General features: G+C 62.6%; 12 protein-coding genes. 7 read left to right on the forward strand and 5 right to left on the reverse strand.

Translation table 11 applies throughout. The features are described from left to right. The first annotated feature begins 182 nt into the window (after window positions 1-182). Both CAY82_RS13735 and CAY82_RS13740 read left to right on the forward strand, forming a co-directional pair. Entirely contained in the window at window positions 183-1238 is a 1056-nt protein-coding gene (locus tag CAY82_RS13735; protein WP_087501688.1) for a tetratricopeptide repeat protein, read from the forward strand. 80 nt (window positions 1239-1318) lie between these two features. Then, window positions 1319-2935: a response regulator gene (locus CAY82_RS13740; protein ID WP_087501689.1), complete on the forward strand. Its 1617-nt coding sequence runs from the start codon at window positions 1319-1321 to the stop codon at window positions 2933-2935. 6 nt (window positions 2936-2941) lie between these two features. Here the strand turns inward: CAY82_RS13740 and CAY82_RS13745 are convergent, their stop codons facing one another. Then, entirely contained in the window at window positions 2942-5008 is a 2067-nt protein-coding gene (locus CAY82_RS13745; RefSeq protein ID WP_087501690.1) for a PAS domain-containing sensor histidine kinase, read from the reverse strand. Between the two features lie 175 nt (window positions 5009-5183). Here CAY82_RS13745 and CAY82_RS13750 point away from each other — a divergent pair, with 175 nt between their 5' ends. Further along, on the forward strand, window positions 5184-5870 hold the full coding sequence (locus CAY82_RS13750) for a type 1 glutamine amidotransferase domain-containing protein (protein ID WP_087501691.1): 687 nt from the start codon (window positions 5184-5186) through the stop codon (window positions 5868-5870). A 134-nt stretch (window positions 5871-6004) separates the two neighbouring features. Then, complete coding sequence (locus CAY82_RS13755; protein WP_087501692.1) at window positions 6005-6811, forward strand: CSS-motif domain-containing protein; 807 nt, start codon at window positions 6005-6007, stop codon at window positions 6809-6811. A gap of 23 nt (window positions 6812-6834) precedes the next feature. Here the strand turns inward: CAY82_RS13755 and hppD are convergent, their stop codons facing one another. After that, complete coding sequence (hppD, locus tag CAY82_RS13760; protein ID WP_025339331.1) at window positions 6835-7911, reverse strand: 4-hydroxyphenylpyruvate dioxygenase; 1077 nt, start codon at window positions 7909-7911, stop codon at window positions 6835-6837. Window positions 7912-8210: 299 nt separating this feature from the next. Here hppD and CAY82_RS13765 point away from each other — a divergent pair, with 299 nt between their 5' ends. Further along, a complete protein-coding gene (locus CAY82_RS13765; protein ID WP_087501693.1) occupies window positions 8211-9797 on the forward strand; it encodes an EAL domain-containing protein in 1587 nt (528 codons plus the stop codon). Between the two features lie 32 nt (window positions 9798-9829). Further along, window positions 9830-10717 carry an EamA family transporter RarD gene (gene rarD / locus CAY82_RS13770; protein WP_087501694.1) on the forward strand — a complete coding sequence of 296 codons (888 nt, stop codon included), beginning with the start codon at window positions 9830-9832 and terminating at the stop codon, window positions 10715-10717. Here rarD and CAY82_RS13775 read toward each other — a convergent pair. Then, window positions 10680-12251 carry a TerC family protein gene (locus CAY82_RS13775; RefSeq protein WP_087501695.1) on the reverse strand — a complete coding sequence of 524 codons (1572 nt, stop codon included), beginning with the start codon at window positions 12249-12251 and terminating at the stop codon, window positions 10680-10682. The genes rarD and CAY82_RS13775 overlap by 38 nt on opposite strands. A 490-nt stretch (window positions 12252-12741) precedes the next feature. Between CAY82_RS13775 and CAY82_RS13780 the strand changes: the two genes are divergently transcribed. Then, window positions 12742-13323: a LysE family translocator gene (locus CAY82_RS13780; protein WP_087501696.1), complete on the forward strand. Its 582-nt coding sequence runs from the start codon at window positions 12742-12744 to the stop codon at window positions 13321-13323. Window positions 13324-13362: 39 nt separating this feature from the next. On the opposite strand, the gene CAY82_RS13785 is transcribed toward CAY82_RS13780, so the two are convergent. Continuing rightward, the gene (locus CAY82_RS13785) at window positions 13363-14145 is read right to left on the reverse strand and encodes an AraC family transcriptional regulator (protein WP_087501697.1); all 783 of its coding nucleotides are present in this window, start codon (window positions 14143-14145) and stop codon (window positions 13363-13365) included. 44 nt (window positions 14146-14189) lie between these two features. Beyond that, window positions 14190-15308, reverse strand: a complete 1119-nt coding sequence (locus tag CAY82_RS13790; RefSeq protein WP_087501698.1) for a glycosyltransferase 61 family protein — start codon at window positions 15306-15308, stop codon at window positions 14190-14192. Between the last annotated feature and the right edge of the window lie 25 nt (window positions 15309-15333).

The raw sequence follows: 15333 nt of genomic DNA on the forward strand, positions 1-15333 counted from the left end.
TGTTTTTTTTGGGGGGGTTCGCCACGACATCATCATTGTCGTCGAGATCGAGCGCCGCGCGGGCGGCGCTCGATTTATGCCCCACCGCAAAACCCGAGGCAGGCGCCACGCAACCCTCACTCGGTTGCATTTACCCCCCGGCTAGCCCAAGCTCTGCCCTTCCCGCCGCCACGGATCGTCCGATGCCCAGACGCAACCGCTACCTGATCGCCCTGCTGCTGTTGATCCTGGTATCGGCCCTGTTCGGCTACCTGTGGCGCGACGACCAGCCAGCCCCGCCAACCCTGCCTGCGCACAGTTACGCCAAGGCCCTGCGCCAGGCCCATGAGGGCCAACCCGGCGCCGCGCGGGTGCTGTACCAACAATTGCAACGCACAGACCTGCCGCCCATCCGCCGTGCGGCCTTGTATGCCGAGTTGCCCAACTACCCTTCGCCCCAGGCATTGAAACTCGCCCGCCAGGACCTGGAGCATGCAGACCCGCTGGTACGCCGTGTGGCCATTGCCGGTATCCGTCGCCTGCTGCCGGCGGCGCAGCGCAGCCTGGTACTCGGCCCGTTGCTGGACGACGACGAGCAAAGCGTACGCTTTGCCGCGGTAGATGCCCTGCTCGGCCTTGACCCGGATGACATCGGCCTGTATTTCGGCCCGTTGCAGGCCGCCCTCGAGCAATACCAGCAAGCCCTGGAGCAACGACCCGAAGATGCGGACGCCCAGGTCCACCTGGCGCGCCTGTACCTGCACGAAAACGACTACACCCTGGCCACCACCGCCCTGCAACGAGCCCTGGCGGTAGCGCCAGACAACCTCGACGCATTGGCTACCAAGGTACGGCTGCTGGAACGCCAGGGCCAGCATGACGCCTCGCGTCAGGTGCTGGGCAAAGCCCTGACGCTGAGTCCCGACTCGGCCTTTCTGCAGTACGAACTGGGGCTCTGGCTGAACCGCCACGAGCAGCGCGAATACGCCTTGCTGGCCTTGTCCCGCGCCGTCGAGCTGGATCCAGACAACGCCGACTACCGCTATACACTGGCAGTCACCCTGCATGAACTGGAACAACTCGACGCCGCGCAAAAGCAACTGGAAACCGTGCTTAGCCGCCAGCCGGCCAATCGTCGGGCACGGGTGTTGCTGATCCAGTACTGGAAGGAAACCGGCCAGTTGCAGAACGTGCAGGTGCTGCTGGCCGAACTGGAGCGTCAGAACCCGGACGATCCCCTGCTGCAACAGGGCCTGTAGGCAACACCCGATAATTTGTTGAACCCTGGGACTGCGCCCAGGGTCCAGTGGATATCGGACCACCCTACAGGAGAATCGTTTTGGCCAGTTCGTTGGCGCTGGACGAGCGTGCCTTGATCCTCGCGCCCCTGCCATTAGCCGCGGATACTGCCCACCTGCTCGCCTCTGCTGGCATCGACAGCGTGTGCGCGGGCGACCTGACCGATCTTCAGGCCTGCCTGGCCCAAGGCGCAGGCCTGGCGATCATTGCCGAGCAAGTGTTCAGACAAGGGCCAAGCGCGTTGCTGCAGGCATTCATCGACCAGCAACCGAGCTGGTCGGACCTGCCCATCTTGCTGCTCGTCCAGGGCAGCCAGGCGGCCATGAGCTCGACCAACCACCCGGTGGGCAACCTGGTACTGCTGGTCGCCCCATTCGAAAACGCCCAACTGCTGAACCTGACCCAGTTCGCCCTGCGCAACCGGCGCCGGCAGTACCTGGCGCGCGATCAGTTGCTTGACCTGCAGCAACGCCTGGACGCCCAGGCCTCGCCTTCCGGCGAAGACCAGGAGCGCAGCGAGTTCGCCCGCCACCAGACGCTCAAGATGGAAGCCATCGGCCATTTGGCCGGGGGTGTCGCTCATGACTTCAACAATCTGCTTACCAGCATTGGGGGCAGCTTCGAGCTGATCGACCGGCGCCTGCGCCAGGGCCGCAGCGATGGCCTGGACAGCGTGCTGCGCCTGGGCCGCGAGGCCGTGTCACGCGCCACCCGCCTGACCCACCGCCTGCTGGCCTTCTCCTCCCGGCAATCGCTGCACAGCCAGCAAGTCGACCTGCACGGCCTGCTCCAGGCAAAGCGCCTGAAGGCCTGCCTGAACCCGACCGTAACCCTGCAAGTGCACATCGCCAAGGGCCTGTGGTCCGTCGAAGCCGATGACCAGCAGCTGCAGGAAGCCCTCGACAACGTGTTGCTCAATGCCTGCGAAGCCATGCCCAATGGCGGCCAGCTGCGTATAGAGGCGAGTAACCAGCACATCGGCACCAGGCAATTCGCCGGTGGCGCCCTGTGCGTCGGTGACTATGTGCGCCTGCGCATCATCGATGACGGCCATGGCATGGCGCAAAGCACGCTGGAGCATGCCTTCGAGCCGTTCTTCAGCACCAAGGCGATCGGCCAGGGCATCGGCCTGGGCCTGTCGATGGTGTACGGCTTCAGCAAGCAGTCCCACGGCCATGTCACCCTGCACAGCCAGATCGGCCAAGGTACCCGAGTGGACCTGTACCTGCCGCGCCATGTCAGCCAGCCCCAGACGCCGGGCAAACCCGCGCAGCCCGCGCAAGGTAACCGGGGCCATCACGTGCTGGTGGTCGAGGACGACCCGCATGTCCGCCAATTGCTGGGCCAGGCCCTGCGCGAGGATGGCTTTGCCTGCCATAATGCCGCCAACGCCAGCGAGGGCCTGGAGGTACTGCGCTCGACACAACCGGTGGATTTGCTGATCAGCGATGTCGGCTTGCCCGGCATGAATGGCCGCCAGTTGGCTGAGATTGCGCGCAACCTGCGCCCCCACTTGCCGGTGCTGTTCATTACTGGCTATGCAGAAACAGCCATGGCCCGCGAAGGATTCCTGGAAGCAGGCATGCACCTGATCTGCAAGCCCTTCGAGCTGAAGCAACTGCAGGCGCAGGTGACGCAAATTCTGGGCAAGCCCTGAACCGCATCACTCCTCGAGCATGCGTAGTGCCTCATCCACAAGGTCCGCCAGCGCGAACGGCTTGTTCATCAATGCCATGCCCGGCTGTTCGAGCAACTGCGCATCGATCGACTGATCCGCGTAGCCGGTGATGAACAGTATCTTCTGCAGCGGGAGCTGCATGCGCATGGCCTTGGCCACCTGACGGCCACTGAAACCACCCGGCAAGCCGATGTCGGTGATCACCAGGTCGAACGGACCGTCATGGCGAAAGTGCTCCAGCGCACTATTGGCGTCGCCCACCTCAGTGACTTCGAAACCACGCTCGGTCAGGTACTCGCGCATGACCGCACGCAAACCGATCTCGTCATCGACCAGTAACAACCGCTCGCCCTGGGCCAGTCGGTGCGAACGCTGCAACAGCTTGGGCTCCGCAGGTACCGGCTCATGGCACCTTGGGAACAGCATGCACACCTTGGTCCCCAAGTCTGGTGTCGACTCGATCCACACGTAGCCCCCCGATTGGCCGACAAAGCCATAGACCATCGAAAGGCCAAGCCCGGACCCACGCCCGACAGGTTTTGTGGTAAAGAACGGCTCAAAGGCCCTGGCAATGTCTACCGCCGACATGCCATGCCCATCATCTTCTACATGCAAAGCCACGTAATCGCCTGGCGGCAGGCCGCTCTCGTCTGGAAAACACGCCGTCAGCCGCCTGTTGACGCTGTGGAGTGTGACAGTACCACGCTCCAGGCATGCCTCACGGGCATTGGCACACAGGTTGATCAAGGCATTTTCAAGCTGGGATACGTCCAGGTTCACTGCCCACGGCGTAACATCCAGCTGCCAGTCCAGGCGCATCTCGGCGCCTAACGTCCTCAGCAGCATGGGTTCGATCAACCTCAGTTGACGGTTGAGGTAAAGCGGTTTGGGGGCCAATGGTTGATAGCGGGAAAACGCCAGCAAGCGATGGGTCAGCTCCATGGCGCGCTGTACGGAGTCACGCGCCACCTCGACATACGCCCCTACCCGCTCCAGCCGTCCTTCCTGCAGGCGCCGTTGCAGCAATTCGAGGCTGCCACCGATACCGGACAGCAAGTTGTTCATTTCATGCCCCATGCCACCGGCCAACTGGCCAACCACCTCCAGACGTTCGTTGTTGCGCATCAGGGCTTCGGATTGGCGAGCAGCCTCTTCACGGTCCTCGGTGATATCCCGGCCAACCGCTGTCAACACGCTGCCATCGAAACGCGCGCTCCAGCGGAACCAGTGGTAATGGCCATCGCGGTGACGCAGGCGGGTCTCCAGTTGCTCGGTGTTGCTGTACTGCAGAAACCCGGACACAGCCACCTGAACTTCGGCGCGATCCGCCGGATGCACCAACTCCAGTACCGACACATCCCGCACCTGCTCTTCGGTCCAGCCCAGAATGCGGTGCCAGGCGGGGTTGGCAGCATGCAACTTCAGTTCACGGCTAACGGTCATCATCGCATCGCGTGACAACTGCCAGAACTGCTCGCGCTCGGCCACGTGCTGTTCTATCTGTCGCTCGAAGCCTTCAGCCTGCTCGCGCCAATGGCGGTACCCCTCAACGCTGGCGGTGGTCTCGATCACCGTGTGCAAACAACCCGCCACGCTGCCCAGCTCATCACGAATCGGCGCATAACCGAACGCACACCACAGCGGTTCGGCGCCTTCGCCGCGGGCGATACGCAGCGGTGGGTCTTCGACAAAACTTGAGCGGCCCTCAAGTGCCTTGAACACCCAAGGCCCCATCGCCGGCCATACATCGCTCCACAGCGCATCGAAGGCCATGCCCAGTGCATCCGGGGCAACCGGCAGCAATGCCCGGTAGGCATCGTTGTGGACCACCCTGAGGTCTGGCCCCCAGACCACGGCACACGGGAACGGTGACAAGTGCATCATGTCGACGGCAATGCGCAACGAAGCCGGCCAGCGCGGCAACGGCCCGAGCGATGTGCGCCCCCAGTCGAACCGTGCAATCCGTTCGCCCATCAGGTCGACCGGTGCCGACACAGACGATTGCAGGATGACCTGCGGCGCAGGTTCGCGCGGCGTACCGTTTGCTGCCACTATCGTGACTCCAGCATGATTCAGGAAAAGGTACGGGCGTCCCTTGGATACCGTTTACGTTAGCACAGCACACGCCACGCAATATGACGTACTTGCGCCTGACAGCTATGCTCATTAGGTTTTCCCTCGGGCCAGGGAGCAACGGCCCATTCAGGTTGCCGACGGGAGCGTGGTCATGAGCAAGAAAATGCTGGTGGTGCTGACCAATACAGCCAAGTATCCGACCCTCAAGCGGGCGACCGGATTGTGGCTGGGGGAAGCCGTGCACTTTGTCGAAAAAGTCGAAAAGGCCGGCTACACGGTCGATTATGTCAGCCCGCTGGGCGGCTATGTACCGGTCGACCCTCACAGCCTGCAAATGGCCCCCGACCTGGACTGGCAATGGTATGACGACAAGCGCTTCATGACCCGCCTGGGCAACACCTTGAGCCCCGGCCAGGTGAAGGCCGAAGAATACAGCGTCATCTACTACACCGGTGGGCACGGCGTAATGTATGACTTTGCCGACAACCAGCCGCTGCAAGAGCTGGCACGCCGGGTCTACGAGAACAAAGGCATTGTCGCAGCGGTCTGCCATGGCGTTGTCGGCCTGCTGAACATCAAGCTCAGCGACAACAGCCTGTTGCTGAAGGACCGCCAGGTGACCGGCTTTTCCAATACCGAGGAAAAGCTCGCCGAACTGGACAAGGTGGTCCCCTTCCTGACGGAAAACGAGCTGGGCGCCCGCGGCGGCAACTACAGCAAGCATGATGACCCGTGGCAACCTTACGTGGTTGCCGACGGTCGGCTGATTACCGGGCAGAACCCCGCCTCCACAGGCCCGCTGGCCGAGAAAGTACTCGCAAAACTCAAGGGCCGCTAGCCCGCCTACGCCGGGCTTCTGGATTTCCCATAACGCGCAGTGCACCCGGCCTACAGCCGGGCGGCCATTGAATACATAGGCTCAGGGTTCACCTGTTCACCACGAACAGTTTCGGACCGGAGAGCGATTGGCCTATGTCGAAAATCATGCACGCCGGGCGCAGCTTGCTGGAACTGCTGCTGCTCATCGCCTTGGGCCTGGTGCCCGTGGTTTCCGGGTTGCTGGTGATGATGTTCCAGCTGGAAAAAAAACTCGCTGAAAACGCAAACATTTCGCTCCAGGAGGCAGTTTTCAGTGTTGATCAGGCGCTGGACCGCTTGCACGAGTCCGCACATCAGGCTCTGCCCCTTGCGGGCAAGCCGTGCAATGACGTCATCGGCACGTTGCAGGACCAGGTGGCCAGCCGCTCTGTGGTGCGTTCGTTGTCCCTGATCAAGGACAACCAAGCCTACTGCGGCACCACATCGGATTCACTGGCTGACGTGTCGGCCTTTGCCCGGTCCGGCCGCCAGGTCGAACTGGCCTACGGCTCAGGGGCTGCATCTAACGAATTGCTGGTCAACTTCTACCTGAGTGGCAACGGCAACGGTGTCGTAGTGACCGCTTATGCCATGCAGCTGCGCAACGAACTGGACGCTTTCCAGGACGGCTTGACGCTGTTGCTGGAGTTTGGCGACCGGTATATCTGGAGCCTTGGAGACAGCCGCGACAGACAACGCCCCTCTCAGTCCGAGTTCACTGAAAGTGCGCTTTCGGACAAATATGGATATCAGGTCAAGGGCGGTTACGCGCAAGGCTATACCGCCCGTGAAGCCCGCCAGTCGATGCTGCAGATCCTGCCATCGCTAATGCTGGTGGGGATCGTGACAGGCTCGATCGTCTATCTGACCCTGTTCAGGGCGCGGACCAACCGGCGTGGTACCGCCGCCGGGCATGCATGACGGCGGCGGCTCTCCTGGGTGGATCAGTCAGTGCTCAGCACACCACGGCGCACCTGGTCGCGTTCGATGGATTCGAACAGGGCCTTGAAGTTGCCCTCGCCAAAGCCGTCATCACCCTTGCGCTGGATGAACTCGAAGAACACCGGGCCGAGCAGGGTCTCGGAGAAAATCTGCAACAGCAGGCGCTTGTCGTCAGGCTGCGATGCACCATCGAGCAGGATGCCACGTGCTTTCAGCTGGTCTACCGGCTCGCCGTGGCCTGGCAGGCGCTCTTCGAGCATTTCGTAGTAAGTTTGCGGCGGTGCAGTCATGAAGCGCATGCCGAAGCCCTTGAGGGCGTCCCAGGTCTTGAGCAGGTCATCGGTCAGGAAGGCCACGTGCTGGATGCCTTCGCCGTTGAACTGCATCAGGAACTCTTCGATCTGCCCGGAGCCCTTGGACGATTCTTCGTTAAGTGGAATGCGGATCATGCCATCCGGTGCGGTCATGGCACGCGAAGTCAGGCCGGTGTACTCACCCTTGATGTCGAAGTAGCGAATTTCGCGGAAGTTGAACAGCTTCTCGTAGAAGCCGGCCCAGTACGACATGCGCCCGCGATAAACGTTGTGGGTGAGGTGGTCGATGATCTTCAGGCCAGCGCCCACCGGGTTGCGGTCCACACCCTCGATGAACTTGAAATCGATATCGTAGATCGAGCTGCCCTCTTCGAAACGGTCGATCAGGTACAGCGGCGCACCGCCGATACCCTTGATCGCCGGCAGGCGCAGCTCCATCGGGCCGGTTTCGATTTCCACCGGCTGGGCGCCCAGTTCCAGGGCACGAGCATAGGCCTCATGGGCATTGCGCACGCGGAACGCCATACCGCATACCGACGGGCCGTGTTCGGCAGCGAAGTACGAGGCGATGCTCTTGGGTTCGTTGTTCAGGATCAGGTTGATGTCACCCTGACGATACAGGTGCACATCCTTCGAGCGGTGGGTAGCCACCTTGGTGAAACCCAGCATCTGGAATACCGGCTCGAGTACGCCAGGGGTCGGCGAAGCCAGTTCGATGAATTCAAAGCCCATCAGGCCCATTGGGTTGTCGAAGATATCAGCCATGTTCGTGTCCTCATCTGCAGCGAAAAATTATTGATTGCGTGGGATGTGGAACGGAAACGGCGGTGAGCACGGGATACCCCGCACGCTGCGGGCGAGGAAATCACCTATTATCAGCTTGAACCCATGGTATGTCATATGGACCCATTCTCGGCGGGCTTGATCCTTCGGCATCGAAGGACCTTATTGTTGTATTCGTAAATCGATTCTACATTGCGTAAAATGGTTTGTCGCGCTTTAGTTGCTCACAGGTTCCGACAAGCGGCTATCCTCTCGTAATCCTTCCTACAGATCAGGTCAGCATGCCCCTTTCCGTCAAACGCCGCGCCGGCCTCGGCTGGCGCACCCTGTTGCCCTGGGTCGTCGGCGTGCTGCCGGTGGCGTGCGGCCTGGCCGTGATGAACTGGCAGATCGAGCGCGAAATGCAGGCCAGCAGCCAGGCCACCACCCGCCAGGTGGTGGAGCATGTCGAACGCATTCTCGACAACCTGTCCAGCGCTGCCAATGCCCTGCTGCCGCTTGCCGGCAGCCCGTGCGACGAGGCCCAGCTCATGCTGCGCGCCCAGGTCACGCGCAACGCCTTCGTGCGCTCGACCAACCTGTTCCGGCACAACGCCCTTTATTGTACCTCGCTGTTCGGCGCATTCGACGAGCCGGTCAACCCCGTCGACTACACCGACGGCAAGCTGTGGCTGATGGACGGCAACTCGGTCACCCCCGGCCACCCGCTGCTGGTGTACAGGGCCAGCGACGGTGACCGCGGCGCGATCAGCACCGTGGATGGCGACCACCTCTTGACGGCACTGCGCCTGATCGGCCCCGATGAAGACCTGCAGATCCGCGTGGGTGACGCCTGGATGGGCAAGGATGGCATCGTGCACAAGGGTGTGCCACCCGCAGCGGCCAGCGCGAATGTGCTGCTGGGTTCGACGCGTTACCCGTTCAGCGTGCATGGCGGCTATGGCAGCGACCAGCAGGGGCTGCTGTGGCGTACCCACTACCCCGCCCTGTTCGGCTTGCTGCTGATACTGGGCACGGTGGCCGCCCTGGTGTGCCGCTGGCAGGTTCGTCGCGCCACCTCGCCGCGCGCCGAACTGCAACGGGCCCTGGAGGCCGACGAGTTCCTGCCGTATTTCCAGCCTGTGGTGCGCAAGGGCGATTACCGCTGGGCCGGCGCCGAAGTGCTGATGCGCTGGAACCACCCGCGCGAGGGCCTGGTACGGCCCGACCTGTTCATCCCCTATGCCGAGCACAGCGGGCAGATCGTCGCCATGACCCGCGCACTGATGATGCACACCGCGCAGAACCTGGCGCCATATGCCGGGCTGCTGGAGGACGGCTTCCATATCGGCGTCAATATCACCGCCGACCACTGCCGCGACTTCAGCCTGCTGGACGACTGCCGCACTTTCCTCCAGCACTTCCCGCCAGGCCGGGTGGTGCTGACCCTGGAGTTGACCGAGCGCAAGCTGATCGAGGCCACGCCGGTAGCCCTGGAACTTTTCGAGAAGCTGAATGCCATGGGCGTGAAGATCGCCCTCGACGACTTCGGCACCGGCCAGTCAAGCCTCAACTACCTGCGCCAGTTCAAGGTCGACTACCTGAAGATCGACCAAAGCTTCGTCGCCATGATCGGTGGCGACGCGTTGTCGGTGCATATCCTCGAGACCATCATCGAGCTGTCCGCCAAGCTGGGACTGGGCATCGTTGCCGAGGGCGTGGAAACCGAGGCCCAGCGCGACTATCTGGCCCGCCACGAGGTGGATTTCCAGCAAGGCTACCTGTTCGCCAGGCCCATGCCGGCCGCCCAGTTCCTCGAGGCATTGGCCGCACGCCCGGCTGCGTCGCGGTTGCCGCAAGCCGCGCCCCCTGAGATCATGCGCGGCTGATCCACCCGCTCAATTCCCTATTCGAGGCATTCGTGTCAAAAGGCATTCTTTCGTCGGTCATGGCATCCTGTCTGTTCGCCGTGATGTACTTCTATACCTCTCTGCTCACGCCACTCGATGGCGAAGAGATCTTTGGCTGGCGCACCCTGTTGACACTGCCCTGTCTGACCCTGTTCATGCTTGTCTCGAAAGACTGGAAACGGGTGGGCGAGCTGCTCGCCCGGGTAAGACGCACACCGCTGCTGTTGCTGGGCATGGTCGGCACATCGTGGCTGATGGGCGTGCAGCTGTGGCTGTTTCTCTGGGCCCCCTTGCACGGGCGTAGCCTGGAAGTGTCGATGGGTTACTTCCTGCTGCCGCTGGCCATGGTCCTGACCGGGCGGCTGGTGTATGGCGAGCGCCTGTCACGCCTGCAGAAGGTGGCCGTGGCCTGCGCCGCGCTGGGCGTGGGCCACGAGCTGTACCAGCATGGCAGTTTCGCCTGGGAAACCCTGGTGGTGACGATCGGCTACCCGATCTACTTCGTGTTGCGCAAGCGCTGCCGCACCGACCACCTGGGTGGCCTGTGGTGCGACATGTGCCTGCTGTTGCCGTGGGCGTTGTACTTCGTGATCCAGGGCCCGCTTTCCCCAGCCGATCTGCAGGCACACCCGGGGCTGTATGCGTTGATCCCCATTCTCGGGGCGATCAGCGCCTCGGCCCTGATCGCCTACGTGCTGGCTAGCCGCCTGCTGCCGTTCAGCCTGTTCGGCCTGCTCAGCTATGTAGAACCGGTGCTGCTGGTGGGCGTGGCGCTGCTGCTGGGTGAAACCATCGGCCCGGATCAGTGGCTGACCTACCTGCCGATCTGGGCCGCGGTACTGGTGCTGGTGATCGAGGGCTTCAAGCACCTGCTGCGTCAACGTCGCCGGTCGGTGTAAGCCGAACCTGACGCACCCGCCGCTCCTCGACCGCCTCCACGGTCAGCGTCCAGCCATTCCAGGCCAGGCGGTCGCCGACCATGGGCAAGCGGTCGAGCAGGCTCATCACCAGGCCCGCGAGGGTCTGGTAGTCCTCGGTGGCGCGGGCGCTGAAGCCGGTACGCGCCTGCACCTGGCTCAGGTTCACCGCACCGCTGACCACAAAACCTTCGCCTTCCTGGACGATGCCCGGGCCTTCGACTTCGCTGGCATCCGGCAGCTCTCCGGCAATCGACTCGAGAATATCGGTCATGGTCAGCAGGCCGGTGAAGTCACCAAATTCGTTGACTACGAAGGCGATGTGCGTCGACTGATCACGCATCTGCTCCAGGGCGTTGAGGATACTGAAACTCTCCAGCAGGTTCAGCGGCACCCGGGCCATACCCTCCAGATCGGGCTGGCTGCCCGACAACAGTTCCTTGAGCAGCTCCTTCTTGTGCACGAAACCCAGTGGCTCGTCCACGCGGCCATCGCGGATCAACGGCAGGCGCGAGTACGGCGAATTGGCCAGGGCCTGTGCAATGACGTCGGCCGGCTGCGCCAGGTCGATCACGTCGACTTCGGTGCGGGTGGTCATCACCGTTCGGATCGGTCGCTCGGCCAGGTTCAGCACGCCACTGATCATCACCCGTTCGCGGCGGTCGAACAGCACCTGCTCTTCACCGCCTTCTACCAGGTCGGCGATCTCCTCGCCCACCTCATCAGCCTCGACCCGGCGGCCACCCAGCAGGCGCAGCACGGCATGCGCGGTACGCTCACGCAGCGGTCGGTGCTGCTGCAGGCTGCGCTTGCGGCGTGCACGGGCCAGCTGGTTGAACAGCTCGATCAGGATCGAGAAGCCGATGGCCGCGTACAGGTAACCTTTCGGGATATGGAAGCCCAGGCCTTCGGCAGTCAGGCTGAAGCCGATCATCATCAGGAAGCCCAGGCACAGCATGATCACCGTGGGGTGGGCATTGACGAAGCGGGTCAGCGGCTTGCTGGCAACGATCATGATGCCGATCGAGAAGATCACCGCGATCATCATCACCGACAATTGCTCTACCATGCCCACCGCAGTGATCACCGCGTCCAGCGAGAACACCGCATCGAGCACCACGATCTGCGCGACGATCGGCCAGAACGCTGCATGGCGCACCACACCGCTGGCCTGGGTCACATGGCCTTCCAGGCGTTCATGCAACTCCATGGTGGCCTTGAACAGCAGGAACACGCCACCAAACAGCATGATCAGGTCACGGCCCGAGAAACTCTTGTCGAACACCTCGAACAACGGCGCAGTCAGGGTGACCATCCACGAGATACTGGCCAACAGGCCCAGGCGCATGATCAACGCCAGGCTCAGGCCAATGACCCGCGCGCGGTCACGCTGATGTGGCGGTAGCTTGTCGGCCAGAATGGCGATGAACACCAGGTTGTCGATACCCAGCACCAGCTCGAGGACGATAAGCGTCAACAGGCCCAGCCAGGCCGTTGGGTCGGCTAGCCATTCCATTAGCAGGTACTCACGAGGGCAGCGTCACGAGGACAGAAGAAGGAAGGCCTTAAAGGCCGGGGACTGGGGGGCTCCGCGAAGGTGCTCATATAGACCTTGATAGCAAATAGGAAGAATGATCCTACAAGCGCTGCGGCATTCTCTGATAGCGCAAAACTATTACAAAACCTGTAACAACGCCTCCAGAGCCACGCTCTCATAGAACTGCACATAACTCATTGAATTAGCAGGGACCCTGTGGGAGCGGCTTTAGCCGCGAACACCGGCGCAGCCGGTGCCATGCACCGCGTTGGATTCTTCGCGGCTAAAGCCGCTCCCACAGAGTACGAGGATCGCTTGCGAATTCAGTTATCTGTGCGACAGCGCAGCCCGAAGGGCTGGGCAATCTCCCACAGGGAAATGCATTAGTCCGGAGTGGGTACTTTTCTTCAATACCGCAGGCTGTCGATGACCGAGCATGGGGCCACCCTCAACCAAAAGGAATGCCCTCATGAGCCTATCCCTGTCCATGGCCGCTTTCGCACTGGCCGCATCGATCTCCCCCGGCCCGGTCAACATCGTTGCGCTGGGCAGCGGTGCCCGCCATGGCCTGCGTGCCAGCCTGGCGCATGTGGCTGGCGCCACGCTGGGCTTCTGCCTGCTGCTGGTGCTGGTCGGGCTGGGCCTGCATCAGCTGTTGCTGCGCTGGCCTTTGCTGGGCCTGCTGTTGCACTGGGGCGGCGTTGCGTTCCTGTTGTACATGGCATGGAAGCTGGCCAGCGACGACGGCCAGTTGGGCAGTGCACATCCCACCCAGGCCCCTTCGGCCTGGCACGGCGCGGCGATGCAATGGCTTAACCCCAAGGCATGGCTGGCAGCGGTGGCCGGGGTTGGTGCCTATACCGGCGGTGAGCAGCAATTGCTGTGGCTGTTTGCCTGGATCTACGGGCCGATCTGTTTCATTTCGGTGGCCAGTTGGGCGTGGGCCGGGAGCGTGATCCGCCAATACCTGGGCAACCCACGGCACATGCGCCTGCTGAATCGGGGCTTGGCGGTGCTGCTCGTGGGCAGCGCGGTTTATCTGGTCATTTGAGGCTAGCTGCACCGGCCCCATCGCCGCCAACATGGCAATTCAGCCGAATGCATTGCGGTAGTGTCCCGGGGTCGCCGCCAAGTGCTGCTTGAAGGCCCGCTGCAGGTGCGCCTGGTCGGCAAACCCGGCGTCCTGCGCAACCTCGGCAATTGGCCGGCCCTGGCGCAGTTGCGCCCTGGCCAGTTGCACGCGCTGGTCGAGCAGGTAGCCATGCGGCGTCAGGCCGAAGCGTTGGCGGAATGCACGTATCAGGTACGAGCGCGACAGGCCACAGGCCGCGCAGATGTCGTCCAGGCCCAGCGGGTCACCACGATGGGCGCGTATGAACGCTGCCGCCGCGTCCAGTCGCGGGTTGCCCTCGTCGTTCACACTGGCATTACCGCCAAGCAGACCCGGCAGCGCGCCAAACAGCGCCACCAAGCGGCCTTCCCGATCCGGCACGCTGGCGTCGAACAGGTCGGCAAAGGCCTGCAACAGACGCTGGTACAACGCCGGCGAGCTACTCCAGACCTGGGCCGGCAAGGCAAACCCCAGCGCCTGCAACCAGGGCATATCGACAAACAACATCAGGTATGACCATGCCTCCCCGGCGATGGGGTTGCAGGCATGCACCACTCCAGGGTTCATCAGCACCGTGGTACCAGCCTCCACCTCGATGCACTGGTCACCGTTCCGGTAGGTGCTACGCCCACCAGTGATCACCCCGATGGAAAAGCTCTCATGGGAATGCGCGGCATAGCACACCTGGCGCCCGTCACCTACCCGTCGGGCTTCGACGAAGGGCAACGCCGGGTCGCGCCAGAACCGTGATACCTCGATCATCCCTCACCCCACTCGCAGCTGCCATGCGCCTGGATACTACACGCTTATCGCGGAAACAGGTCCAGCGTCCGCTCCACTTCGCCGATATCGACAGTGAAACCATCGCCTTCGGGTACCCCGACCACAAAGCCGAAATGCTGGTGGTCACGGTCCGTCAGGTACTTGTAGTAGCTGACAAACCGGTTTGGCGGCTGCAAGGTCAGCAGGCAACCGCCGGCCTGCAATACATTCACCCCATGCACCAGCTGGCTACCCTCTACACCAATGACCACCCGTGCCCCGGCGCAGGCCGCGACGATACTTGGCACATCGGACTTCAGCGGGTTGACGATGCGAAAGCCGCGGGTGGCGCGCAAGTGCTCGGCCAACGCCAGCTCATTGCGCAACAGGCGCAGGTCACCATCGCCACCACGCAGCAGAAATACCCCAGGGTGTGGGGCATGCTGCACATGCGACAGCAACTTGTCGCCCATGGCCCGGTAGCGGGAATGCCGGCTGCGGTTGTTGGCCAGGTCATCGAACAACACCAGCTCACGGAAAAACGCACTGCGCAGGCGCAGCGGGTTCATCTCCAGCCAGTCTTCATAGGCCGGCGCCTGGGTAAACAGCGGGAATCTGGCCGAGGGCGCGGTGGTTACCGGTATGCCTTCGTTACAGGCCAGCGCATAGGTCGGACAATCCTCCATCAGCCAGGTACCGAACCACGTATTGCCATTTTGCGTGCAATAGATGGCCGCACGGTCGATTTCATTGTCCACGATGATGGTCGGCAGGAGGCCCGGCTTCAGTGACAGCCAGTGGCTGGCGTTGCCCTTGTACAACGCCCCGTCGACCAGCCACACCTCCTTGATCAGGTAGCCGCGGGTTGGCCCTTGCAGCGTGCTGATACCGCCCTCCATGGTGCGTGCAGGGTGCACGTAGGGATAGAAACGCTTGCCTTCCCAGCCCGTCACCCGCTCCAGTTGGCCTGGCAGGTAAAAGGCCGGGGGCGAGACCGTGACTTCACCAGGGGCAATGTCCCAGCTCTTGGCCGCGATGCTCTTGAGGTCGATGGTGCTGTTCCCACCCAGCCGTTTGCGCGCCATATAGCGGTAGGCAGCCAAGGTCCAGGTGTGCTGCCTGTCTGCGGGCGATGGACTGAACTGCGAGATGTCGCTTCCCATGAAGCGTCCTCCCTTGGTGACAAGG

Origin of the sequence: Pseudomonas sp. SID14000 (assembly GCF_002165135.1) — a bacterium.
Lineage (GTDB): Bacteria > Pseudomonadota > Gammaproteobacteria > Pseudomonadales > Pseudomonadaceae > Aquipseudomonas.